Raw genomic sequence first — 25,783 nt, 5'->3', positions numbered from 1 at the left:
TCATGCCACCACAGTTGGCCTTCTTATAGCGCTCGTTTTCAGCCTCAACGTACTCACCGGCCTTTTGCTCCAGCGTTTTGCCTTCAGACTGCGCCTGGGCGATATCGCTCAGCGAGTTATTCTCAACCGCATTCTTCCCGGCAGCGGCACCAGTCGCCGCACCTGCGGTATTTCCACCCGCAAGCCCGCCTGCAATACCTGCCGAGATACTCGCCAGAGAGCTGATGGTCTGTCGCTGATCTTCCGTCAGGTCTGAAGTTTTCACGCCTGGGTAATAGATTTCCGCAATGGCTCTGGCAATCAGCTCACCCGATGCCGCTCCCGCAGCACCTGCCGCTGCACTATTACCCTGAATGGCTGCAACTGCGCCGCCAAGAATGGCATGGGCGATAGCGTTAACGGCAGCGTTGCCTTCCGTTGGTCCCTTCAGAAGATGCGCCAGTTCCGGTGCCGAAGCGCCAGCCAGTGCGCCAGCAATATTGCCACCCGCCAGGCCCTGAAGGGCTGCCGTTGCGGCCTGAATACCGCGCTGGATATCGCTGCCAGTGCCGTACTTCTGCATCTCATCTTTGTACGACTGCGAGTTACGCAATTCTGCGAGATAATCCTGGCGTTGTTTCTCCGTGGCATTTTCCGGAAGCGTGGTTTTCGACTCGCTCTGCGCTTTCTTCAGCGCATTTAGCTCACCCTGCGTCCTGGCAATGTCCGCCACCTGGCCGCCGATATCGCTGATCAGCCCGATCTCTTTAAGGCGGTTCTGCTCTTTTTCCTTGTCGAAGATCGGGCTGATGCTGTCGTTGGCATGTTCGGTGTCGCGGCTCAGGTTTGCCACGTCCTGCTTCTGGTTATCCTTGTCGCGGATGGTGATGTTGCCGTTCGCGATGGCCGCCTGGGTGGTGCCTTCCGCATGGCCGCTGTTACCCGCCACCGAAATCATCCCACCCGGCATGTTGCCCTTGAACTGGTCGCCGAAGCTGCCCGCGCCACTGATACTGATGCCGGTGTGCTGGGTTTTGAAATCCGCTTCGTTGTGAATATCCGTGAAGCCCAGCGTGCCGGTGTCGAGGCTGTTTTTATCCGCCGTGGCGGTGGAAGCGATAACCGCACCATCAAGCTGGGTGTGGTTGCCGACGGTGATATCGAAGCCACCATCACCGGCAAACATTCCGGTCTGCTCGGCCACCGAGTCGAAGCGGCTCTTCATCTTGTCCTGGGAGGCAGAGATGTAGCCGGAGCCCGTCATGCTGCCAAAGGTGAAGCTGCCGCCCGCCGCCACGCTGCTCTGCTTGCTATCGTACTTGTTGGTGTCCTGCTGGCTGGTCATCAGCAGGTCGTGGCCCACGTCAGCGACAATCTTGTTGCCGTTGACCTGCGCTCCGTTGAGCACGGTGTCATTCCCGCTCTTAATGGTCACGGTTTTGCCGCTGTCTATCGTGGTTTCGGTCCAGTCGGTGCCGTTACCTTTGTCTTTGCCTTTTGCCGCATTGACGTTGGCAAACACGCTGATACCGGCACCTTTACCTGCACCAATACTTACGCCAACACCGCCGCCGCTGCTGCTGTTCTTGCCACTGGATTGCTGGGTGTTGGCCGCGCCGCTGAGAATGACGTCGTGCTTCGCGTCCAGCAGGGTGTCGCCGCCCGCTTTCAGCTGACTTCCGGCAATCACGATATCGCCGCTGTTCGGGCCTTTACCTTTTCCGTTCGCAGTGATGGAAAGATTATTGCCCGCGTTCAGAGTGCTCCCCGCCACCGCATCGCTTTCGGCATGCTGCTGCGATTTAGATTTCTGCGTCGTCAGCGAGAGGCTGACGCCCATCGCGTTCGGGTCGGCCGTCAGGTTAGCCGCCTCAGCCGCCTGTCCGGCCTGCACGCCGGAGAGGACCGTTTTGGTGGCCTGGAGTGCTTTGAGACGTCCGTCACTCTCCTCTTTGGTGTCCTGCGCCGACGTGACGGCATTGTTAATCGCGCTGCCGACGGTGCCCGAAAGCGCCACCGTCAGCCCGCTTTTCTTCTGCTCGAAGGTTTCATCGCGGGTGCGTTTGTCGTGGCCCGGCTCGATGATGACGCTGCTGCCGCTGAGGCTCATGTCCTTCCCGGCAATCAGGTCCGCGCCACCAATATGCGCCTGGTTTCCGGCGGCGATAACCACGTCTCCGCCCGTCGAGCCCACGGTACTGAAACTCTGGCTTTGCGTGGTGCCCGCTTCACGCAGGTCATGGGTGGATTTGCTGCTGCCAACGGTGATGCCGATACCGCCGCTGCCCATCAGGCCGCTCTTCTTCTCTTCCTTAAAGCGCCAGGAGGAATCGGTGTTGGTGGCCGCCACGATATCGACGTTGTTGCCTGCGCCAAGCGCCACGGTGTTATCGCCCACCACGGAGGAGCCTTTCACCAGCAGGTTGTTGCCCGCCTGCACGGTCACGTTATCACCGGAAAGCAGGGTGCCTGCTTCACGGGTCGCACTGTCTTCCTCGATGGTATGGGTCGTTTTCTTGCTGAGGAACCCTTTTTTAGTCTTCGTCTCTTCCTGGTAGTGATAGTCGCTTTCCGTCGCCGTCGTCAGGTTCACGTCGCGACCTGCGGCTACGCCGATATCCCCACTGGCGGTGACCTGCGCGGCTTCGCTGTTGACGTCACGTCCGGCGAGTATCGTGGTGTTGCCGGAGCTGGCGATTTCAGTGCCCTGCTGGCGCACGGATTCGTCGATAACGGTTTTCTTACCGCTGTGACTGCTGCTGCCTGTGGTGGTGGCTTCCGCCAGCAGACTGACGTCGCGTCCGGCCTGGATGCCGACGTTTCCTTCCGCCGCGATGCCCGCTGCCTGGCTGGTCACGTCGCGCCCTGCTACCAGCGTCACGTTGTCGCCCGCTGAAATCGTGGTTCTGTCTGCGCTGCTCTGATGGCTTTCACTGCCGCCCGTGCGGCTGGTCTGCCCGTTTCCTGCCGCGTTCAGATTCAGGTCATTGCCTGCCACCAGCTGTGCGGTTTTCCCTGCATCCACGGTACTCGCCGTGACGTTCAGGTCGTTGCCCGCCTGCATGAGCGCGTTACCGCCCGCCGTAATGCTGCCGCCCTGGTTTGAGGTGGATGACGAAGCCGTGTCTTTCTGGCCCCGGAAGCCCGACCGGCTACTGCTGTCGGTTATCTGATTGGCGGCGATGTTGATGTTATTGCCTGCACCCATCGCCAGGTCGCCACCCGCGTTCACCTTCGCCCCGGTGATGTTGATATCTTTCGCCGCATCCATATACAGACCGTCGCTGGCGCTGATGGAGGCCATTTGCCCGACGTCGGTGCCGCTGACGTGCACGCTGCCGCGACGGCTGTCATCGCCCACGCTCCACTGCTGCGTTTGGGTGATGTTGTTGATGCTGCCGCCCGTGCTTTCCAGCTGGACGGTTTTGCCGCTAATCGACGAGCCGATGTTATTGATGTCGCCCAGCGCGCTCAGGTCCAGCCCACCGCCCGCCTTGATAAGCCCTGCATTGAGGTTGCTGAGGCTGTTGCTGCTGTCGATGGCAAGACCGTTCTGCGCCAGCAGCGAGCTGCCGCTGTTGGTGACGTTGCCGCCCGCCAGTTGCACGTTGTTACCGCTGATCACGCTGCCGCTCTGCAACGTTACGTCTTTTGGCGACAGATACACTTTTGGCACCATCACGGTCTGGCCGTTAATCGTGGCGGTTTCATACCACAGAATGCTGTGGTCGAGCGCCGCCACCTGGTCGGCGGTCAGCGCCACGCCAAATTTCAGGCCGAGCGGGCTCTGCGCACCGGCGGCGTTGTCCATCAGGTAGCGCATCTGGTCGAGGTCGGAGCCAAGACCATTGATATAGCGCGTCCCGGTCTGGTTCAGCACGGTGTTCGACACATAGCGGGTATCAAACGCCGCATCGCCAAGGAAGCGGTAGTCTTTGTCCGGATTCAGGCTGAGGCGGCCCAGCATATACGACGAACCGAGGAACTGATTCATGTCAGTGTACTGGCTACCCGTCTCGCGTGGGGCTGCGCCCGGGTTCATGCCAAGCAGCTTATACAGATCGCCGAACAGCGACGGATCGAGCTGACCCAGGCCGTCCAGTTTAGGGTTGACGGTGATCAGATACGGGCTGTCCGGATCGGTGGACGGCACAAAGTAGCCGTTGTTGCCGGAAGGCAGCGGATAGTTGCCGTCCATCCCGCCAGGAACCAGCCCCGTTCCGCCGCCAATTGCTTGGCTGGCGGTACTGTCTTTCCAGTCGGGTCCGGTGATAGCCTGGGTTGCAGCATCCACAAGCGCCTGCTGGCTCGCGCCGCCGCCGATGCTTTGCGCTGAAGGCGTGTTCAGGCCCGGCGCAACGAGGGTGTTGCTGATTTTGCCCGCGTTGGCGGTGGTGTTGGTGTTACTGATATCGCTGGTGAAGGTGGCTTTAACTGTGCCGCCAGCCTGAATGACCGAGCGGTAGATTTCGCCAAGTTCTGTACTTGAGTCATGCCCTTGAAGCGTAAAAGCAATAGACGTGTTTTCGGGCATAACATCCTGATAATTATTCCCGTCCGTCGGATAACGCCCACCCGGCTCGACCGCGTAGCCATATCGACGTGAATCGTACTGATAGACTAACCAGTCGGTGGCCGTGCCGGACTGCCAGCTCTGGTTGTTGAGCGTGCTCCCTGTCAGGTTGGCATCGCCATTTGCCAGAATATTGCTGGCAAAATTCTCCAGTGAACCTGCATTAATAGTGAGATTTTTGCCGGAGGCAATTCTTGATGCACCGCCATTGCTGGTAACGTCAGTTCGCGTCTGGCTATTGATAAATTTCTGCTCTGCCGAATCGGCATACATCACGTAATAGAATTGATTCCAGTGGATATAGTTACAGGCTCCATGACCATTACACGGCCCAACCTGTCTTTCTGCCACCCGGCTGGTCATGCCGTAAGTACCGTCAGCAAGCTGACTGATATCGACATTAATCGTCGCATCACCCATGCCCGGAATAGTTTGTGCACCATCGATCTGAGTTGTTTTCGTCGTCAACCCATCCCGCGTATTCAGCAAATGCCCGGTCTTAATGGTGATATCACCATTTATGGTTTCGATATTCCCGGAGGTATTGAGAACCTCGGCATTCGCCGTACCGCTGGCGTCTTTCTGCATTACCAGGTCAGCGCCCGCCAGCATATCGCCGTGCAGGTTCTGGATGCTGCTGGCAAACAGCGACAGGTTGTGGCCTGCATAGAGCAGGGCGGTGTTAACGATCGACCCGGCCGCCGTTAACGCCAGGCTGCCCGCCGTGCCGGTAAAGCCGTCGAGAGTGATATTGCCCCGGCTGTTCAGGCTCACATCCCCGCCTGCCTGCAACGAACCGCTGGCGTTCATCGCAATCTGGCTGCCGCTCAATGCTGTAGTGCCGCTGCCTGCGGTCAGCTGGCCGTTGTTGGTCAGCTTGCCCGCAGCATTCAGCGTGATGCCGTTGCCCTGCAATGTGGCTACGTTGGTGATATCGCCCTGGCTGCTGACGGCCAGCTGCTTGTTCGCGGCGATAACGCCCTGGGTGGTGAAGCCGTTGGTGAGCTTCAGCGTCAGGTTGCCGAGCGCCACCAGCTGGCCCGCGCCGCTGAGGGAGACCGCTTCTGCCAGCAGGTCGCCACCGCTGAACAGGTTGCCATTTTCATTATTGACAGTGTCGGCGTTGATGTTCAGACCCTGATTGCCGAGCAGCGTGCCGCTGTTGATGACGGTCTGCGTGTTGACGTTCAACTGTGCAGCCTGGAATATGCCGCCGTTAGTCAAACTGTCACCCGTGAGCGTCGCCTGATTCTCCGCTATCACGGTGCCGTTGCTGGCAAGCTTCGCCACGTTCAGCACCAGGTTAGTGGCCTGTAGCCAGCCGCTGCCGCTGTAGTCCGGCGTGGTGAACATCAGGTCACCGCCGGAGAGAATTTTGCCGCCGTTGCGGGCCAGCATTGCCGCGCTGAGCGTGGTTTTACCGTTGCCCTGAATGGTCCCGTCGTTGGTCACCTCGGGCGCGGTGAGGCCTAATGCATTCTGGCTGAGCAGCACGCCGCTGGCCTGGTTGGTCAGGACATTCAGCAGTGCGAGCGTCAGGCCGCTGTCGCCCTGCACGCGCCCGCTGTTGGTGAGCGAGCTGGCGCTTATTTGGGTATCCGCGCCCTGAAGCTGTCCGCTGTTGCTGACGTCTTTCGCGTTAACGTTAAGCAGCCCGCCGGTCAGCATTTTGCCCTGCTGCTGCAGGTTACCGCTGAGCGTCACGTTCAGGCCGTTAACGCCGCTGATTTCGCCGCCGTTGCTGAGCGAGTCGCCTTTCACCTCCAACGTTTTCGCACTGATTAATCCCTGGTTGCTCAGCGCCTTACCAGTCAGGCGGGTGTCGCCCAGGGCGGTAATTTTGCTGCCGGTGGCAGCAATAACGTCGCCGCTCAGGGTCAGGGCCAGATCCAGCGCACTCTGAATCGCACCGCTGTTGTTCAGGCTGTTGCCGTCTAAGGCGATGTTCTGCCCCTGAAGCCGGCCGCTGTTGGTCACGTCTCCTGCGCTTAGCGTCAGCGATTTCTGGCTCAGCAGGTCGCCACTGTTGGTAAGCCGGCCCGTACTGTTCAGGGTCAGGCCGTTCAGGCCCGTGACCGACCCTCTGTTGTCGATGCTGTTGTGACGCAGTGAAAGCGTGTTGCCCTGAAGCGTGCCGTCGCTAGTGAAGGTTGTTCCGGCGAGCGACATTTTACCTGATGAGAGAATGCTGCCGTGGTTGGTCAGCGCGGGCGCGTTCAGCCCGAAATTGCCCTGGCTCATCAGGTCGCCATGGTTGAACAGAGAGGCGCCCAGCGTAGCGTTAAGATTGCCGGTTGCCAGCACGGAGCCGTTGTTCGTCCAGCTATCCGCCTGAGCGGTGAGATTCTGCCCCTGCGTGGTCCCCGCAGTATTCAGTGTGTTGCCATTGAGGGAGAGCGTGCCTGCCGTCAGCCAGCGCCCGTTGGTGCCTTGCGAGAGCGTATCCCCGGCAAGTGTCAGCGCCCCGGTCCCCTGCAACAGGCCGTTTCCGCTCAGCGTGGTCGCTTTGACGTTCAGCGTGTCAGCGATGATTTTACCCGGATTGCTCAGGGCACCGCTGTTCAGTGCCAGGGTAGCGTCACTGGTTATCAGTCCGCGGTTACTGATAACGGGGATATCCAGCGTCAGATTCGCCGCGCTGTAGAGCGTACCATCCTGCTGGTTATCTAGCTGCTGTGTATCAATCAGCAATGCGCTATCGCCCTGCAGCAGGCCACTGTTGGTAAGCCGCTGTGACTGCGTGTTCAGGCTGGAGGCCACAAGAACGCCGTTGTTGGCCAGCTCCGGCGCGCGAAGAGTGAGCGATGCCGCGCTGCTTTTGCCGCTGTGGGTCAATTTTTCGCGGGCGTTCAGCGTCATGGCTTTTTGTGTCGCCTGCGTGCCCGCCAGCGTCGCTTCCCGCGCGCTGAGCCTGAGATTGCCGCCGCTCTGCAGCTGTGCGCTCGCCACGGTAGCAAGCCTGTCGCCCTGCAGCAGAAGATCGCCACCCGCGCTGGTTTCCCCGTCCAGAGTCGCCGTGGTGGTATTCAGCGTCATGCCCGCATCACTGTGGGTCACGGAATACGTGCCGGAGGTCAGGGCGTGTGCGTTCACCGTCAGCCCCTGGCTACCGGACAGCACGCCGTTCTGCGTGACATTCTGTGCCTGCAGGACCAGTCTGTCGTCGCTGACCAGCGAACCTGTGTTGTTAAACGTTCCGCTGGCGGTGATGTCCGCTTTGCCCTTCGCGCCGATAGTGCCGCTTTGGGTAAAATCACTGGTATTGACGGTCAGGTCGCTGCCGCTCAACAGGGAGCCCGTGTTAGTGAGCGTTGAACTGTCCACGCTCAGAGACGCGCCCTGAACCGAACCGCGGTTATTCAGCGTACCGGCATTCAGCTGAGCACCGTTATGTGCCAGCAGCTTGCCCTCCTGGGTCAGGGTGTTGCTGCTTGCCGTCAGGTTTTGCCCGGCGACCATCTGCCCCTGCGTGCTCAGCGTATCGCTGGCTTTAGCTGCGATATCGCGGGCGGTGTTAATCTGGCTGGAGGCATCCTGGCTGATGTTTTTCGCGGTAAGCGTTGCATCGCGTCCGGCAGTCAGTTTTTCATTCGCGTGCGAAATCGTGCCACTGGCGTTCAGCACCAGGTCGTTATCACTATTGAGCGAGCCGTTACGGAGTGTAAGGTCGCCCTGACTACTGAGGGTGATATTACCGCCGGCCTTGTGGTCACCGGTTAATGCAATACTCTGGCCGTTCGCCGAGATGACTCCGCTGGCGAGGCTATTATTAACGCTGAGCCTGCCGCTGGCATCCAGGGTGATATCCCCCTGGCGGGCATTCAGGGCGCCGAGGTTAACCCCGACGCCTTTCTCGCTGGACACCAGATGAATGCGGTTGGCGTACATCCCGCCCAGCGCACCGGTATCCACCGCTACCGTGGGGGCGCTGCCTTCGCCCTGCTGCGCCTGCACGCTGCCGTCGGTGCCAACACGGTTGGCACCGGCAACCACTTTTAAATCCCTGGCATGAATGGCGGCATTCACTTCAGTTGCACGTGAAATGATCGACAGCGCATCGCTGCCGCTGGCATCCAGCCCTTGCCCCTCAATGGTGATGCTGCCTTTTTTCACATCCAGCGCCTGTAAATTGCCGCTGGCGTCAAAGACCGGTTTCCCCGTGGTCAGGGTGGCCTGAGGGGTATTGATAAACCCGCAGCCGTTACAGGTGATACCGTAGGGATTGGCGACCATCACGTTTGCCGCTTTCCCCGCCACTTCAGTGTAGCCGTTAAGCTGTGAACGGTTGCCGCCAGTCACCTCGTTAATAATGCCTTTCGCTTCCTGTCCGGCTGTCAGGTTAGGGTTGTTCTGGATGAGCCCGCCGAGCTGCGTCTGGTTCAGCTTACCGGTGGCGTTGTTGAGGATGAGACCTTCTTTACCGACATTATAGTCCTGGAACTGGTTATGGGAGACTCCCGCCCCGTTCGGTGTGGCAATGTTCACCACCGGCACACCGTTCGCCGCTTTATCCGTGGCGGTATTGCCCACTGGCGTCAGCGTGGCGGCAACGGCGGGCAGCAAAGGCTGCGTTGCGAGCAGGCCGCTCACCAGGTAGCTGAGCAGACGGTAGGTTAAGCGAACGGGAGGCTGATTCATGACGATAATCCCTTAAAACGCGACAGCAACGCGGTAGTAAATGCTGACATGATCCGGCCCAAGCCAGCCCGGGTAAACAACAGGAAGCCCGACGGTGAACGAGGTGGAGACCCACCGGCCCGCGGTTCTCAGTCCGGCTGCGGTGCCCCAGAGCGTGCCTCCGGCATAAGGATCAAGCCTGTCGGAGTGCAACCAGCCACCATCGACGGCGGCTAACGCGCTGACCTGGCCGATGCCCGGCAGCGTAAACAGCGTGTAGTTGAGTTCGTTTCGCCAGTACGCGCCATTGTCACCTGAAATATACTGCTCTTTAAAACCGCGCACGGAACTCTCACCCCCCAGCGTCAGACGCTCGCTGCCGTACAGGCGGTCCGGCGACCACTGCCCATAGGCGCTCGCCAGCCACCACAGATTCTCAGCCACCGGGCGCTGAAAGCTGGCATTAAGACTCCATTTACGGAACTGCGCTTTCGGCAAATCGCCGTTTTTGCTGCCGTCGCTTTCGGCATTCAGCCACGGCATGCCGCGGCTGAATGTCGGGTTAAAGGTTGCCACGCCGCCGAACATCTTCTGGGTATGGTTCAGGCCAAACAGCAGGCTGGTAAGTTTACGGCTGCTGCTTTGCAGCAGGACATCGTCCAGATAGTTATGGTTGATGCGATGACTCAGACCCACGGAGACACCGGTTTTGATATCACCGTTGCGGAACAGAACGTGCGAGAGATTGACGCGGTGCGTTTTGGTATCGCCGCTCGAGCGCCAGAGGTAGCCGTTGTTATCAATCGTGCTGAGGTAGTTATTCCAGCTGTAGCTGTAGTCCAGCAGGCTGTAGCCGTAAGGGATGCTGACGCCTGCGGCAAAATTCTGCGCGTCTTTTGCATGCGAAAACGCGCTGCTGCGCCCACCGTAAACAAACCAGTTGTCGGCCAGCCCCAATAGGTTGTTGCCGTTCAGCCCGGCGTTAATTTGCCCGACGCCCGTGCTTTTCTGGCCGCTATTATCAAAGCTGACTGAGCCGGAAAGAGGAAATTCTGGTCTGGCGGTCAAATGAACAATCGACCATCCTTGCCTGTCGGCTGGCAATATTTCAATCTTAACCGGCGTGGTACGGGCGCGGTTAATTTGTTCCATACCCTGTTCAATATCACGCAAGTTAAGAATATTGCCTTCCAGTCCCGGAAATGTCATTTTCAGCTCGCGCTCAGGCGCGCCGTCCATGCGTATTTTCTCGAGTCGGCCTTCCAGAATAACCAGACGCAGCTCGCCAGAACGTAAATCTTGCTCCGTCAGAAAAGCGCGACTGGTGATATATCCGCGGCTGATGTACCAGTCAGAAACCGTATTTGTAAGTTGATTTATACGGACCATATCCAGGCACTGGTTCTGCCATGGCGCGACTAATTTCTGCTGTTTGCGGGCATCAATAAGGGTGGCGCCCTCAAGCACAATACGGTTGATGGTGAAACAGGGCCCGGACGTCGGTACAGGTTGTTCAGGCTCAGAGGGGCGAGCCAGCGGCACGGCACGCTCCAGCGACTCACGCTGCTGCTGGTTCTGAAGGAGCAATTGCTGCTGCTGCTGTTCGATGCTGTTGCGATCTGCCGGGGATAACGGGGCTGCGAAGACTGACTGACTAAATGCCAGTAATACCCACATCGGGTAGAAAACTTTCATCCTTGATCCTGTATGCCTTATTGGCTTACGTCACGAATGGACTTCATGACATTTATTTACACTTCAGACTAATTTAAGCTCAAATGCAGGTTATTAAAACAGCAAAAGTACGGAAACGGACAATTTTCAGATTTATCTCTGCGATGCGTTACAAAAAATCAGAATATTATGATAAAAAAATCTGAGGCGATATGTTAGAAGCGCGACACTGCTAAGCGCAGTCTGAATAGCAGCAATATCTCTGCAGATAGTCACCTCTATGAAAGCACACAGCGAGAGCCGTATTGACCAGTACGTGTTATTCGGCAGCCGGTGTGATACGCCATGGCAGCAGTTCGTTGCCCCGATGATATCCGCAAAGTCATCCACACAACCAACACCATCGAGTCGCTGAACAGCGTGATCAGGCATGCCATAAAAATCCCGACCGATGAAGGTTGTGTAGCCGGGCAATTCAGGCGGCGTCACAGAAATGGACGCTGCCGCTGATGGACTGGCGTATGGTAATGAACCGCTTTGTTATTGAGTTCGGTGACCGCCTGGGCGGTCACTTCTGACAAAAGGCATTTACACCGGATGTGTGTACAGGGGCCAATGGCCCCATTTTGACTGCGCGACCGGTTACAGCCGTACCGGGTTGATATGCCAGATATGGTCGGCATATTCCTGAATCGTACGATCAGAAGAGAAATAGCCCATGTTGGCAATATTATGCATCGCTTTCATCGCCCACTCTTCTGGATGACGATACAGCTCATCCACCTTATCCTGGCAATCCACATAGCTACGGTAATCAGCCAGCACCTGATAATGGTCACCAAAGTTGATCAGCGAATCCAGCAGATCGCGATAGCGGCCAGGCTCCGACGGGCTGAAAAGTCCGGTACCAATTTGCGTCAGCGCCTGATGCAGCTCCGGATCCTGTTCGTAAAATTCCCGCGGCTTATAGCCGTTACGACGCAACGCCTCTACCTGTTCCGCGGTATTGCCGAAGATAAAGATATTATCCCCACCCACGTGCTCCAGCATCTCGACGTTTGCGCCGTCCAGGGTACCGATAGTCAAGGCACCGTTAAGCGCGAATTTCATATTACTGGTTCCGGAAGCTTCCGTCCCCGCTAGCGAGATCTGCTCTGAAAGATCCGCCGCCGGAATAATCAGCTGTGCGAGGCTCACACTGTAGTTCGGGACAAATACCACTTTTAGCTTTTCGCCAATCTGCGGATCGTTATTCACCACCGCCGCCACGTCGTTAATGAGGTGAATAATATGCTTAGCCATGTAATAAGCCGAGGCGGCTTTACCGGCAAAGATATTCACGCGCGGCACCCATACGGCGTCAGGATCGGCCTTGATCCGGTTGTAGCGGGTAATGACATGCAGAATGTTCATCAGCTGACGCTTGTACTCGTGGATGCGTTTGATTTGCACGTCAAACAGCGCTTTCGGGTTCACCACCACATTCAGCTGATGGGCAATCACGTTTGCCAGCCGCTGCTTGTTCTCCAGCTTCGCCTGACGTACGGCCTGATTCACCGTCGGATAGTCAATGTGCTGCTCCAGTTCCTTCAGTTGGCCCAGGTCGGTGCGCCAGGTACGACCAATGTTCTCATCCAACACCTTCGACAAAGGCGGATTCGCCAGCGCCAGCCAGCGGCGCGGCGTTACGCCGTTGGTGACGTTAGTAAAGCGCATCGGGAAAATCTTCGCGAAGTCGGCAAACAACGACTCCACCATCAGCCGGGAGTGCAGTTCGGAAACGCCGTTCACTTTATGACTAATCACCACCGCCAACCACGCCATGCGCACGCGACGGCCGTTGGATTCGTCGATAATCGACGTGCGGCTCAGCAGCCCGGTATCATTGGGATACTGTTCCTGCAACGTCTTCAGGAAGTAGTCATTGATCTCGAAAATAATCTGCAAATGGCGCGGCAGGATTTTGCCCAGCATATCGACAGGCCAGGTCTCGAGTGCTTCACTCATCAATGTGTGATTGGTGTAAGAGAAGACCTGGCAGGTGACTTCAAAGGCCTCATCCCAGCCGAACTTATGCTCATCAATCAGCAGGCGCATCAGCTCCGGAATCGACAGCACCGGATGAGTGTCGTTGAGGTGAATCGCAATTTTGTCTGCCAGGTTAGCAAAGGTTTTATGCAACTGATAATGGCGACTGAGAATATCCTGCACCGTGGCGGAGACGAGGAAATACTCCTGACGTAAGCGCAACTCACGCCCGGAGTAAGTCGAGTCGTCCGGATACAGTACCCGGGAGACGTTTTCAGAATGGTTTTTATCTTCTACCGCCGCGAAGTAATCACCCTGATTAAATTTACCGAGGTTAATCTCGCTGCTGGCCTGGGCGCTCCACAGACGGAGCGTATTGGTCGCATCGGTATCAAAGCCCGGGATAATCTGGTCGTAAGCTTCCGCCAGGATCTCCTCGGTTTCAACCCAGCGCGCCTGTTTGCCTTCCTGCTGAATGCGTCCGCCGAAGCGCACTTTGTAACGGGTATTATGCCGTTCAAACTCCCACGGGTTGCCGTACTCGAGCCAGTAATCCGGAGACTCTTTCTGTCGCCCGTCAACGATGTTTTGCTTAAACATCCCGTAGTCATAGCGGATACCGTACCCACGACCAGGCAGGCCTAGCGCCGCCAGTGAGTCGAGGAAACAAGCGGCCAGACGCCCAAGGCCACCGTTGCCTAGCCCCGGGTCATTCTCTTCGTCAATCAGCTCTTCAAGGTCCAGCCCCATCTCTTCCAGCGCTCTGTTCACATCCTCGTAGATGCCCAACGACAGCAAGGCGTTAGAGAGCGTACGGCCAATCAGAAACTCCATCGACAGGTAATAAACCTGGCGTACCTCCTGAGAAAGCTGAGCGCGATTAGAGCGCAGCCAGCGCTCCACCATACGGTCGCGAACCGCAAACAATGTGGCGTTGAGCCACTCGTGCTTATTGGCAATAGCTGGATCTTTACCAATGATAAACATCAGCTTATAGGCAATAGAGTGCTTTAACGCCTCAACGCTCAGCGTGGGTGATGCATAGCTAAAGGGTACATTCATCGCAATGACTCCTGTGATTACATCAAGCGTTGATAAAGTTCACGATAAGAGTGCGCCGCAACCTGCCAGCTAAAATCCATATTCATCGCCTGACGCTGAACGTAACGCCAGAGCGACGGGCGCGACCACAACACAAACGCGCGTCGAATTGCCCGCAGCAGCGATAGTGCATTGCTGTCTTCAAACACAAAACCGCTGGCCACGCCATCGGCCAGATTTTCCAGCGAACTGTCGGTCACGGTGTCAGCCAGACCACCGGTGCGCCGCACCAGCGGCAGCGTGCCGTACTTCAGGCCATACAACTGTGTTAAGCCGCAGGGCTCAAAACGGCTGGGAACCAGAATCACGTCGGCGCCTCCCATAATGCGGTGTGAAAAGGCCTCGTGATAACCAATCTGCACGCCAACTTTGCCAGGATGCTCAGCGGCAGCGGCCAGGAAACCTTCCTGCAGCACCGGATCCCCGGCGCCCAGGAGCGCCAGCTGTCCACCCTGCTCAAGCAGGCCCGGCAGCGCTTCGAGAACTAAATCCAGTCCTTTCTGGCTGGTCAGACGGCTGACCACGGCGAACAGCGGGGCTTTGTCGTCGACTTTCAGCCCCATCGCAATTTGCAACTGGCGCTTATTCTCCGCTTTGTCTTCAAGACAATCGCGATCATAACGCGATGCCAGCAGCAGGTCGCTTTCCGGGTTCCAGATTCCCGCATCCACGCCGTTCAAAATTCCCGATAGCCGCCCCTCATGCTGGCGCTGACGCAGTAACCCTTCCATGCCATAGGCGAATTGCGGTTCGGTTATTTCACGCGCGTAGGTCGGGCTGACCGCCGTAATATGATCGGCGTAATAGAGGCCGGACTTGAGGAACGAAATCTGCCCGTTGAACTCCAGACCATGCATGTTATAGAACGACCACGGCAGTTCTATCTCATTCATATGCCGGGAATAGAACATACCCTGATAGGCCAGATTGTGTACCGTAAAGACCGATTTCGCCGGCCGTCCACGCGTGGCCAGATAGGCAGGAGTCAGGCCCGCATGCCAGTCGTGAGCATGCACGACATCAGGACGCCAGAAAGGGTCCAGCCCACAGGCCATCTCGCTCCCCACCCAACCCAGCAGCGCAAAACGCAGCACGTTATCGGTGTAAGCATGTTGGTTGGTGTCGTGGTAAGGGCTCCCTGGGCGGTCGTAGAGATGCGGGGCATCAATCAAATAAATCCCCACGCCGTTATAGTGACCAAACAGCAGCGTCATGCGCCCGGCAAAAGTATCCCTGCGCGTCACAACCTGCGCATCGGTGACGCCACGGCGAATGTCCGGGAACGCCGGCAACAGCACGCGCGTATCAATACCCTCAGCGATTTGCGCCGCAGGCAGCGCGCCGATTACATCCGCCAGACCGCCGGTTTTTAACAGCGGGAACATCTCTGAACATACATGTAAGACCTGCATTATCGCTCCTGTTTATGCCCCAACTTCCGCAACATATCACGCGTAACCAGCACGATACCTTCCTCCGATCGGTAGAAACGACGCGCATCCTCTTCCGCGTGTTCGCCGATCACCATCCCCTCAGGAATCACGCAGGCGCGATCAATTACGCAGCGGCGCAGGCGACATGAGCGCCCCACCCACACATCTGGCAATAAGACTGCCGAATCAATGTTACAGAATGAATTCACGCGCACGCGCGGGAACAGCACCGATTGCACCACCACGGAGCCGGAGATAATACAGCCGCCGGAAACCAGCGAGTTCAACGTCATACCGTGACTACCAGAGCGGTCCTGAACGAACTTCGCGGGCGGCAGAGACTCCATATGGGTCCGAATCGGCCAGTTCTGATCATACATATCCAGCTCCGGCGTCACCGAGGCCAGGTCAAGGTTCGCTTTCCAGTAGGCTTCAAGCGTACCCACATCGCGCCAGTACGGTTCCGCATCCGGGTCAGACTGCACGCAGGAGAGCGGGAAAGGATGTGCATAAGCCATGCCAGCTTCGGTTATCTTCGGAATAATATCTTTACCGAAATCGTGGCTGGAGTTTTCGTCGTTATCATCTTCAGTCAGCAATTCATAAAGATAATCAGCATCAAAGACATAGATTCCCATGCTGGCCAGCGATTTGGTCGCATCGCTCGGCATCGCGGGCGGAGTCGCTGGTTTTTCGACGAATTCGATAATTTTATCGTTTTCATCCACCGCCATGACGCCAAAGGCGGATGCCTCTTCGATGGGCACCGGCATACAGGCCACGGTGCAGCGAGCCCCTTTTTCGACATGATCGATCAACATGCGCGAGTAGTCTTGCTTATAAATATGATCGCCGGCGAGGATCACCACATATTCCGCTTTATAGCGGCGAATGATGTCGAGGTTCTGCGTCACCGCATCAGCCGTACCGCGATACCAGTTTTCGCCATGCACCCGCTGTTGCGCTGGCAGTAAATCCACGAACTCATTCATTTCTTCGCTAAAAAACGACCAGCCGCGTTGGATATGTTGTACCAGAGTGTGCGATTGATACTGGGTGATAACGCCGATGCGGCGAATACCTGAGTTAATGCAGTTAGATAATGCGAAATCGATTATGCGAAACTTACCGCCAAAATGGACAGCCGGTTTTGCACGCTTAATAGTTAAGTCCTTAAGCCGGGTACCGCGCCCACCCGCAAGAATTAATGCAACGGTTTTGATGGGGAGCTGCCGCGCCAGCATCAACGGATCGTTCTTTTCTAGCCTAACCATGATTAACTCCTTTTTACATCCCAGCCTTCCTGTCCCTCTCACCGCGCAGCGGCCGCGAGTGCAACCGGAAGCTTCAGGGCTTACGACCTTTGAAATACGCACACTCCGTGCGCGGGCCCATGCCAGACAGCCATGACGACCGGATTATCCTCTCCGGCGAAAGGAGGAACGGCATGCCACTCCCCCTCAGGTAATTCCATGTATGCCACCTCAGGGGTGGCATTCACCGTCATTAACCAACGGCCAGACAGCAAAATTTGCAAACGCGCGGTGCCGTGCTGCCATTCATCAGCAGTTAACGGTTGTGCATACTGATTTAGCCAAACAACGTTGCCGTCCCCTTCTTGCCACCAGCGGTTACTGGTTAACGCCGGTATGCATCGACGCAGGTGAATGAGCGCGGCGGTAAATGCCGCCAGTCCGCTATTTGCCTGGTTCCAGTCAAGCCAGGTCAATGCATTGTCCTGACAATACGCATTATTATTGCCGTGCTGGCTATGGCCATGCTCGTCACCCGCCAGTAGCATCGGCGTGCCCTGTGCCAGTAGCAGCGTCGAAAGCAGGGCATGAACGCTGTCCCGACGCCGTTCAAGCACATCAAGACTGCCCCCTGTCCCCTCTATACCATGATTGCTGCTGTAGTTATTGTTAGTCCCATCGCGATTCTCTTCACCATTTGCCTCATTATGTTTCTGATTGAAACAAACGCAGTCGCGCAGGGTGAAGCCATCATGGGCAGTGATCAGGTTTACCGCCGCAGCGGGCGAGCGGCCATTGCGCAAAAAGAGATCGCTGGACGCGGCAAAACGCCGGGCAAACTCGCCCAATGACACGCTTTGTTGTAACCAGAAGCGTCTTGCGGCATCGCGAAAATGGTCATTCCATTCGGCAAACAGCGGCGGGAAGTTCCCCACCTGATAACCACCGGCGCCAATATCCCAGGGTTCGGCAATCAGTTTCACCGCCGCCAGCTGCGGATCGTGACGGATCGCTTCAAACAGCGGCGCATCCTGGCGAAATTCCGGCGTGCGTCCCATCACCGAGGCTAAATCAAAGCGAAAGCCATCGATATGACACTCATCGACCCAAAACCGCAGACACTGGCGGGCATACTCAACCACGTCCGGCTGGCTGAGATTGAGCGTATTTCCGCAGCCGGTCCAGTTGTAGTAATCCCCGTCTTCTCTGATCCAATAATAGTTACGGTTATCGATTCCGCGCAAAGAGAAGGTCGGCCCTTCAAGATCAATTTCAGCACTGTGATTCAGCACCACGTCGAGGATCACTTCGATACCCGCCGCATGCAGCGCCTTTACCGCATCGCGAAACTCATCAAGCGCACGCGCAGGCTCGCTGGCATAGCGTGGATCGAGCGCGTACATCGCCATCGGGTTATAGCCCCAGTAGTTGCTTAATCCCATTCTCTGCAGACGCGGTTCGCTGGCAAACTGCGCCACCGGTATCAGCTCCAGCGCCGTAATGCCAAGGGTCCTGAAGTAATCAATCATCACCGGATGACCCAACGCTTTATAGGTGCCGCGAATGGGCTCCGGTAACCCAGGATGCAACCAGGTCAGTCCTTTAACATGGGCTTCATAAATAACCGTCTCGCCCCAAGGCGTTCTCGGCGGCGCATCGTTCTGCCAGTTGTAATACAGATCCACAACCTGCGACTTTGGTGCAATCGCCGCGCTGTCGCGATGATCGGGAGAGCGCTCGCCGCCGTTGAGACGCTCATCATCGAGCAGTACACCCTCAACCCGATGACAGCACGGGTCGAGCAGCAGTTTGGCCGGATTAAAGCGGTGCCCCTGCGCTGGATCCCACGGCCCATGCACGCGGTAGCCATAGCGCAGGCCCGGGCCCGCAGCAGGAAGCCAGCCGTGCCAGATATTGCCCGTACGTACGGGTAAATCGAACCGCTGCTCATTGCCTTGCGCATCAAACACGCAGAGTTCCACCCGCTCGGCATGGGCGGAAAAGAGCGTGAAGTTCACGCCTTTTCCGTCATAGCTTGCGCCCAACGGTGAGGGTTTTCCGGCCGCCAGTGTCGTCATTCTGCCTCCCGTACCAGCCAGACGGTCGCCAGCGGCGGTAGCATAATCGAAAGGGAATGCTCACGCCCGTGGCTGGCGATGGCCTCGCTTTGCACGATGCCGCCATTACCGGTGTTGCTACCATGGTAGTACATCGAGTCGGTATTCAGTTCTTCTCGCCAGCGTCCCGGCTGGTTAATCCCGAAACGATAGCCATGACGCGGCACCGGCGTGAAGTTGCTGGCAACGATGACTTCATTCCCGGCTTTATCGCGGCGCACAAAGATAAAGACCGAGCGTTCGTGGTCATCCACCACCAGCCATTCAAAGCCGTAGGGGTCAAAATCCAACTCGTGCAGCGCTTTATGATGACGATAGGTATTGTTCAGATCGCGAACCAGGCGCTGGACGCCGTGATGCCAGTTATCGCCGCCGTCCAGCAGATGCCAGTCCAGACTACCGTCGTGGTTCCACTCCCTTCCTTGGGCAAATTCATTGCCCATAAACAGCAGTTTTTTCCCCGGAAAGGCAAACATCCAGCCGTAGTAGGCGCGCAGGTTGGCAAACTTCTGCCAGGCATCGCCGGGCATCCGGTCAAGAATCGATTTTTTGCCATGAACCACTTCATCGTGTGACAGCGGCAGCACGAAGTTTTCGGTGTAGTTGTAGAGCATCCCGAAGGTCATCTTGTCGTGATGATGACGACGATAGATAGGATCGAGCTTCATGTAGTCGAGAGTGTCATGCATCCAGCCGAGATTCCATTTGAACCAAAAGCCAAGACCCCCCGTCGAAGAAGGGCGTGTCACCCCGGCGAAATCGGTAGACTCCTCCGCCATGGTGATGGCCCCCGGCGTCTGTTCACCGAGCACACGGTTGGTATTGCGCAGGAATTCAATCGCTTCGAGGTTTTCCCGACCGCCGTACTCATTGGGCACCCACTCGCCCTCCTTGCGGCTGTAGTCGCGGTAGATCATTGAGGCAACCGCATCGACCCGCAGGGCGTCGATACCGAAACGCTCAATCCAGTACAACGCGTTGCCGACCAGGAAGTTGCTGACTTCACGGCGACCGTAGTTGTAAATCAGCGTATTCCAGTCCTGGTGATAACCTTCTCGCGGGTCGCTGTGTTCATACAACGCGGTGCCGTCAAACAATGCCAGCGCAAAGTCATCCGACGGGAAGTGGCCCGGCACCCAGTCGAGAATCACGTTCAAACCCGCAGCATGAGCGGCATTCAGGAAGTAGCGGAAATCTTCACGGGTACCAAAGCGGCGGGTCGGCGCGTACAACCCGGTCGGCTGATAGCCCCAACTGCCGTCGAACGGATGTTCGTTTACCGGCAGCAACTCCAGGTGGGTGAACCCCATCCACTTCGCGTAGGGCACCAACTGATCGGCCAGTTCACGGTAGCTCAACCAGAAGTTGTTATCGGTATGGCGGCGCCAGGATCCCAGATGGACTTCATAAATCGAAATCGGCGCATCAAACTGATTGGCCTGCTGACGGGAAGGCGGCTGTTCGACCTTTTCCGGTAAACCACAGATAAGCGATGCGCTTTCCGGGCGCATCTGCGCTTCAAAAGCATAAGGGTCGGACTTCACGCGCAGATGGCCTTGGGCGTCAATCAGCTCAAATTTATACAGCTGGCCGTTATGCGCGCCGGGCACAAACAGCTCCCAGATACCGGACTCTTTGCGCAGGCGCATCGGATGACGGCGGCCATCCCAGTAGTTGAACTGCCCGACAACGGAGACCCGACGGGCGTTCGGCGCCCAGACAGAAAAGCGCGTACCGGTGACACCATCCATCGTGTCGGCGTGTGCCCCCAGCGTTTCATAGGGCCGTAGATGGGTCCCTTCTGACAGCAGCCAGACATCAAGATCTTGCAGTAGCGGCCCAAAGCGATAAGGGTCGTCAATCAGGTTTTGCTGGTCATGCCAGGTGACCGCCAGCTGGTAACGAAAAGCATTTTTTCGACGTGGCAGAACGCCGCTAAAGAATCCGCGTGAGTCGAGGCATTCGAGTTTGCCGACTTTGCGCCCGGTTTTCGGTTCAATAACCCATACATCAGTGGCATCGGGTAATAATGCGCGTACTTCCAGCCCGGCATCGGTTTGATGCATACCCAGTACGGAAAAGGGATCCGCAAAATGGCCGGAGATAAGTGCATTAATCACGTCTCTATCGATACGATTAGACATGGTTTCATCCTGTTGTAAGTGTCGTCCTTTCCTGTATCTGACGACTTTTTTTGACCTGAACGGTGCAGCACACTGTGCATCCTCCTGCTCCGTCCCACCTTCAGGTAAGGCAACGTTATCGTTCCTTACTTAAAGCATAGCCAAGGCTCTCTTACCTCCGTTGGAAAAATCTAACATCCGCGTTTACTCCCTGTATTACGCAAAAAAAAGGAGGTGTAAGACACCCCCTTTTGGTTCATCCAGTTATCATGCCAGCTGGCGCAGCATGCGTCGCAGCGGCTCGGCAGCGCCCCACAGGAGCTGGTCACCGACGGTGAAAGCCGACAGGTATTCCGGCCCCATATTCAGCTTACGCAGACGGCCCACTGGCGTGGTCAGGGTGCCGGTGACAGCAGCCGGGGTCAGCTCACGCATCGTAATATCACGATCGTTCGGTACCACTTTGGCCCATGGGTTGTGTGCGGCCAGCAGTTCTTCAACGGTCGGGATAGAGACATCTTTTTTCAGCTTGATGGTAAACGCCTGGCTGTGGCAGCGCAGCGCGCCGACGCGGACGCACAGACCATCGACCGGAATGACTGACGAGGTGGCGAGAATTTTGTTGGTCTCAGCCTGACCTTTCCACTCTTCACGGCTCTGGCCGTTGTCCAGCTGCTTGTCGATCCAGGGGATCAGGCTGCCTGCCAGCGGCACGCCAAAGTTATCGACCGCCAGATCGCCGCTGCGGGTCAGGGCCGTCACTTTGCGTTCGATATCCAGAATGGCGGATGCCGGGTTCACCAGCTCGGTCGCCACGTGGCTATGCAACTGGCCCATCTGAGTCAGCAGCTCGCGCATGTGACGCGCCCCGCCGCCGGATGCCGCCTGGTAAGTGGCCACGCTAACCCACTCCACGAGATCCTGGGCAAACAGGCCGCCGAGGGACATCAGCATCAGACTGACGGTACAGTTCCCGCCAACAAACGTTTTCACGCCGTTATTCAGGCCAGCGGTAATCACATCCTGGTTTACCGGATCAAGGATAATGATAGCGTCGTCTTTCATGCGTAGCGAAGAAGCGGCGTCAATCCAGTAACCCTGCCAACCACTCTCACGCAGCTTCGGATACACGTCGTTGGTATAATCCCCGCCCTGGCAGGTCACAATAATGTCCAACGCCTTCAGCGCGTCCAGATCAAACGCGTCCTGCAGCGTACCGCCGGTGCTGCCACCAAAGGATGGAGCCGGCTGCCCCAACTGAGAGGTGGAGAAAAAAACAGGGCGAATGGCGTCGAAATCGCGCTCTTCAACCATGCGTTGCATGAGTACAGAGCCGACCATTCCGCGCCAGCCGATAAAACCAACATTTTTCATAACGTATTTCCTGGGAGATGTGTGCTGTTTGTGCCTAGCCAGTTTCCTGCTGGATCATCTCTCACATTACAAAATGCTGCTAAAGTCGCAAGTGAAATTAATCAATGATTGCGCGGCAATCAGAAAAGCAACTTATTGAACGCAGCTTCTGTCGACATCAGCCTCCAGAAAAACCTTAAAGATTATCTGGGTAACTGCCGCAGGAGGAAATATTTTCCGCCGCTTATTTATTGATCTGGATTATGGATCTGCGCAGAAATTTAGCGATATCACGCCGGGGAAGAAACCAAAGAAAACCAGGCCTGATGCGGCCTTACGAGAGGCAATCCTTTCGTCTCATCGCTCAGCAGAGAGGGATTTTTTGCGGGATTGGCGGGCGATTTTCCCGGCCTCGCGTCGCTCGGCCGGGCAATCTCATCGACGTTTAGCTTAACAGCGTAAACGCGATCATACCAACGATGGCACCGGTGGTACCGAGGATAGTTTCCATCATCGTCCAGGTTTTGAGCGTCTGTGCTTCGCTGGCGCCGGTAAATTTCCCGAACAGCCAGAAACCGGCATCGTTCACATGGCTCACGACGATGGAACCGCCTGCGATACAGATGGAGAGCGCTGCCATCTGCGCGCCGCTGTAGTTCAGCTGCTCGATGACCGGCATGACCAGCCCCACAGCCGTTAAGCAGGCGACGGTTGCCGAACCCTGGATAATACGTACCGCGGCTGCCAGCACAAAGCAGGTGATCGCAATCGGCAGCCCCATGCCCGTCAGCGCTTCGCCGAGCGCCGGCCCCACGCCGGAATCAACCAGCACCTGTTTGAACACGCCGCCGGCACCGATAACCAGCAGGATAATCCCCGCAGGCTGCAGCGCATGACCGCAGATCTCCATCACCCGATCTTTCGCCATCCCCTGACGTACCGCCAGGCCATAGATAGCCACCAGACACGCGATCAGAATCGCGGTGAACGGATGGCCGATAAACTCAAACCATTCGTAAGCGCTGGAGCCGACCGGCACAAAGCGCGCGGCGATTGTTTTCAGCCCCACCAACACCAGCGGCAGGAGAATCAGCGACAGGCTAAAGGCAAAGGACGGCATCTTGCCTTCACCCAGGCTTGGTTCACTAATATCGTCAGGAATATGCAGCTCAACGTAGCGGCTGATGAAGTTCCCCCACAGCGGCCCGGCGATAATCATTCCCGGAATCGCCGCACACAGGCCAATCAGGATCATCCAGCCAAAGTCAGCGTGCATTTGCGATGCCAGCAGCATCGGCGCAGGCCCAGGCAGCAGGAACGCCGCAGCGGCCGCCACGCCAGCAAACAGCGGGATAACCAGTTTCACCAGGTTGGTACCAGTATGGCGCGCCATGGAGAAGGCCACGCTGATCAGCAACACGATCGCCACTTCGAAAAATAGCGGCAGCGCGCAGATAAGACCAGCGAGGCCAATCGCGTAATGGGCGCGGCTGTGGCCGAAAGATTTCAACATCTTCACGGCAATCTGATCGACTGCGCCGGTTTCATGAAGAATCTTGCCAAACATCGCCCCAAGAGCCACGACGATCGCCAGGAAGCCCAGCGTCCCGCCCATCCCTTTTTCCATCGTTGCCGCAATTTTATCCAGCGGCATTCCGGAAAACAGACCGGCCCCAATAGAAACCACCATCAAAGCCACGAAAGCATGCATACGCGCCTTCATGACTAAAAACAGCAGCAGCAAAACGGAACCAACTGCCGTTAAAACAAGCGTTAATGTGCTCACTAGTTACTGCCTTTGTTGATTACCTCAATGGTGCTCGCGACCACGCCTTCCAGCGATTGATCGATATCGACGATTAAGACATCGCCTTCGTCTGCGCCAGGTTCCTGCAGCGTTTCAAACTGGGTCACCAGCATCTGGGTTTTAAAGAAATGGCCTTTACGCGCTTTCAGACGGCTTTCGATCAGGTCAAAATCGCCTTTCAGGTACACGAAAGAGAGATTTGGGTTGCCCTTACGGAGAATATCGCGATAGCTTTTTTTCAGTGCAGAACAGACGATCAGCGAGACTTTATTGGTTCTCTGCATGGCAAAAGCGGCGTCATTCAGCGCCTGCAGCCACGGTGTACGGTCATCGTCGTTTAATGGCTCGCCGGAGGCCATTTTGTTGATGTTGCTACGCGGATGCAGAAAGTCACCATCGAGAAACGCGGCATGCAGCTGATGCGCCACTTCGCTAGCGACAGCGGATTTACCACTGCCGGAAACGCCCATCAGAACATAGACGTGGTGATCATGGTTAGTCGTACTCAAAGCTTCCTCCCACTGGGCACATATACGAAGCCGTACTGGCTGCAAGAATACAGCGTGAAAGCTCGTATGCAGATTGATTGTTACGGGTAACTGTTATCGGTAACATTGTCATGCCGGATTTAGGGATAAGCAATGACCATTCGTGCCAGAAATGAATATGTGTGATCTACTTCAAACTTGTCAGTCTAAATTGATCCGCCCGGTGACAATGTGAAACCTAAATCTAACATCTTAGGCGTCACGACTTCACCCCGAATGCGGGCCAGCAGTCGCTCGGCACCAATGCGCCCCATTCGCTCACGCGGGGTCAGCACGCTGGCCAGTCGCGGCTCCATGACCTGACCAATATCATGGCCGTGGAAACCGGCGATCGCCATATCGTCCGGGATGTTCAATCCCAGGCGCTGACACTCAAAGGCGGCACCGACCGCAAGGTCATCGTTGGTACAGAAGATCCCATCGAGCTGCGGATATTCGCGGCGCGCCTGGCGCATCAGCTCAATCCCTGACGAATAGGATGAAGATTGTTCAACCATCACGCTATACGGCGTCATGCCGGCATCGCGCATCGCTTGCTCGTATCCCTTTTGCTTGATGATAGTACGTTCATCAAGGCGTGCCCCCAGATACGCCACATGGCGATGGCCGCGGGCAATAATCGCGGCGGTCATCTGACGTGCGGCATCGAAGTTATCAAAACCGACGGCGATATCGAGGCACGGCGACTGGCTGTCCATCAGTTCAACCACCGGGATACCGGCAACTTCGATCATTTTCAGCGTGCGAGGGGTATGGGTACGTTCGGTGAGAATCAAACCATCAATATTCCATGAAAGCATGGATTCGAGACGTTTTTCTTCCATTTCCGGCTTATAGCCGTAGTGCGCCAGCATCGTCTGGTAGCCAAAGGCATCGGTGACGCTTTCAATTCCGCGCAGCACTTCCGCGAAAACCTGGTTGGTTAACGAGGGCAGCAGCACGCCAATGGCGCGACTGGTGGCATTAGAGAGGATATCAGGCGCACGATTGGGAATATAACCCAGTTCATCGAGAGCAGCGGCAATCTTGCCACGCAGGGCCTCGGAAACCTGTTCCGGGTTACGTAAAAAGCGACTGACCGTCATTTTGGTCACGCCGACAAGATCGGCTACATCCTGAAGTACGGGTCTTTTCTTTTTCATCGTCCTGACTGTGATCAACGGGGAAACATTTTCTC

Annotated in this window: 11 protein-coding genes and 2 pseudogenes; 1 reads left to right on the top strand and 12 read right to left on the bottom strand. The window is 56.7% G+C overall.

What is annotated here, in order from left to right:
• From ACZAHD_RS12955 to ACZAHD_RS12945, 3 genes and pseudogenes are all read right to left on the bottom strand, one after another.
• On the bottom strand, positions 1 to 3,187 hold a 3,187-nt coding region (locus tag ACZAHD_RS12955; RefSeq protein WP_462457137.1), incomplete at its 3' end, for a hemagglutinin repeat-containing protein.
• 3 nt (positions 3,188 to 3,190) lie between these two features.
• Positions 3,191 to 9,037: pseudogene (locus ACZAHD_RS12950) on the bottom strand (two-partner secretion domain-containing protein); the annotation flags it as partial.
• A gap of 165 nt (positions 9,038 to 9,202) precedes the next feature.
• Entirely contained in the window at positions 9,203 to 10,864 is a 1,662-nt protein-coding gene (locus ACZAHD_RS12945; protein ID WP_462457135.1) for a ShlB/FhaC/HecB family hemolysin secretion/activation protein, read from the bottom strand.
• Between the two features lie 342 nt (positions 10,865 to 11,206).
• On the opposite strand from ACZAHD_RS12945, the pseudogene ACZAHD_RS12940 reads away from it, so the two are divergent.
• Positions 11,207 to 11,421 (top strand): annotated as a pseudogene (locus ACZAHD_RS12940) (hypothetical protein); the annotation flags it as partial.
• A gap of 64 nt (positions 11,422 to 11,485) precedes the next feature.
• On the opposite strand, the gene glgP reads toward ACZAHD_RS12940, so the two are convergent.
• The 9 genes from glgP to gntR form a co-directional block, all read right to left on the bottom strand.
• The gene (gene glgP / locus ACZAHD_RS12935; RefSeq protein WP_462457134.1) at positions 11,486 to 13,933 is read right to left on the bottom strand and encodes a glycogen phosphorylase; all 2,448 of its coding nucleotides are present in this window, start codon (positions 13,931 to 13,933) and stop codon (positions 11,486 to 11,488) included.
• 17 nt (positions 13,934 to 13,950) lie between these two features.
• Positions 13,951 to 15,384: a glycogen synthase GlgA gene (glgA, locus tag ACZAHD_RS12930; protein ID WP_462457133.1), complete on the bottom strand. Its 1,434-nt coding sequence runs from the start codon at positions 15,382 to 15,384 to the stop codon at positions 13,951 to 13,953.
• Positions 15,384 to 16,679, bottom strand: a complete 1,296-nt coding sequence (gene glgC / locus ACZAHD_RS12925; protein WP_462457132.1) for a glucose-1-phosphate adenylyltransferase — start codon at positions 16,677 to 16,679, stop codon at positions 15,384 to 15,386. Before glgC ends, glgA begins: the two co-directional genes overlap by 1 nt.
• An 80-nt stretch (positions 16,680 to 16,759) precedes the next feature.
• Entirely contained in the window at positions 16,760 to 18,736 is a 1,977-nt protein-coding gene (gene glgX / locus ACZAHD_RS12920) for a glycogen debranching protein GlgX (protein WP_462457131.1), read from the bottom strand.
• Positions 18,733 to 20,919 (bottom strand): 1,4-alpha-glucan branching enzyme, encoded by a 2,187-nt coding sequence (gene glgB / locus ACZAHD_RS12915; protein WP_462457130.1) that lies wholly within the window; start codon positions 20,917 to 20,919, stop codon positions 18,733 to 18,735. Before glgB ends, glgX begins: the two co-directional genes overlap by 4 nt.
• A 246-nt stretch (positions 20,920 to 21,165) precedes the next feature.
• Positions 21,166 to 22,272, bottom strand: coding sequence for an aspartate-semialdehyde dehydrogenase (gene asd / locus ACZAHD_RS12910; RefSeq protein ID WP_462457129.1), 1,107 nt, complete (start codon positions 22,270 to 22,272; stop codon positions 21,166 to 21,168).
• 424 nt (positions 22,273 to 22,696) lie between these two features.
• Complete coding sequence (gene gntU / locus ACZAHD_RS12905) at positions 22,697 to 24,037, bottom strand: gluconate transporter (RefSeq protein WP_462457128.1); 1,341 nt, start codon at positions 24,035 to 24,037, stop codon at positions 22,697 to 22,699.
• Entirely contained in the window at positions 24,037 to 24,567 is a 531-nt protein-coding gene (gene gntK, locus ACZAHD_RS12900; RefSeq protein ID WP_004868532.1) for a gluconokinase, read from the bottom strand. Before gntK ends, gntU begins: the two co-directional genes overlap by 1 nt.
• A gap of 185 nt (positions 24,568 to 24,752) precedes the next feature.
• Positions 24,753 to 25,748, bottom strand: a complete 996-nt coding sequence (gntR, locus tag ACZAHD_RS12895) for a gluconate operon transcriptional repressor GntR (protein WP_462457136.1) — start codon at positions 25,746 to 25,748, stop codon at positions 24,753 to 24,755.
• Between the last annotated feature and the right edge of the window lie 35 nt (positions 25,749 to 25,783).

The organism is Raoultella sp. (assembly GCF_039594335.1).
Lineage (GTDB): Bacteria > Pseudomonadota > Gammaproteobacteria > Enterobacterales > Enterobacteriaceae > Klebsiella.
The sequence above is the reverse complement of the archived record's forward strand: the minus strand, read 5'-3'. Positions and strand labels throughout refer to the sequence as shown.

Coding starts and splice junctions, on each gene's coding strand:
- ACZAHD_RS12945 (WP_462457135.1), bottom strand. CDS start 10,864: ATGAAAGTTTTCTACCCGATGTGGGTATTACTGGCATTTAGTCAGTCA.
- glgP (WP_462457134.1), bottom strand. CDS start 13,933: ATGAATGTACCCTTTAGCTATGCATCACCCACGCTGAGCGTTGAGGCG.
- glgA (WP_462457133.1), bottom strand. CDS start 15,384: ATGCAGGTCTTACATGTATGTTCAGAGATGTTCCCGCTGTTAAAAACC.
- glgC (WP_462457132.1), bottom strand. CDS start 16,679: ATGGTTAGGCTAGAAAAGAACGATCCGTTGATGCTGGCGCGGCAGCTC.
- glgX (WP_462457131.1), bottom strand. CDS start 18,736: ATGACGACACTGGCGGCCGGAAAACCCTCACCGTTGGGCGCAAGCTAT.
- glgB (WP_462457130.1), bottom strand. CDS start 20,919: ATGTCTAATCGTATCGATAGAGACGTGATTAATGCACTTATCTCCGGC.
- asd (WP_462457129.1), bottom strand. CDS start 22,272: ATGAAAAATGTTGGTTTTATCGGCTGGCGCGGAATGGTCGGCTCTGTA.
- gntR (WP_462457136.1), bottom strand. CDS start 25,748: ATGAAAAAGAAAAGACCCGTACTTCAGGATGTAGCCGATCTTGTCGGC.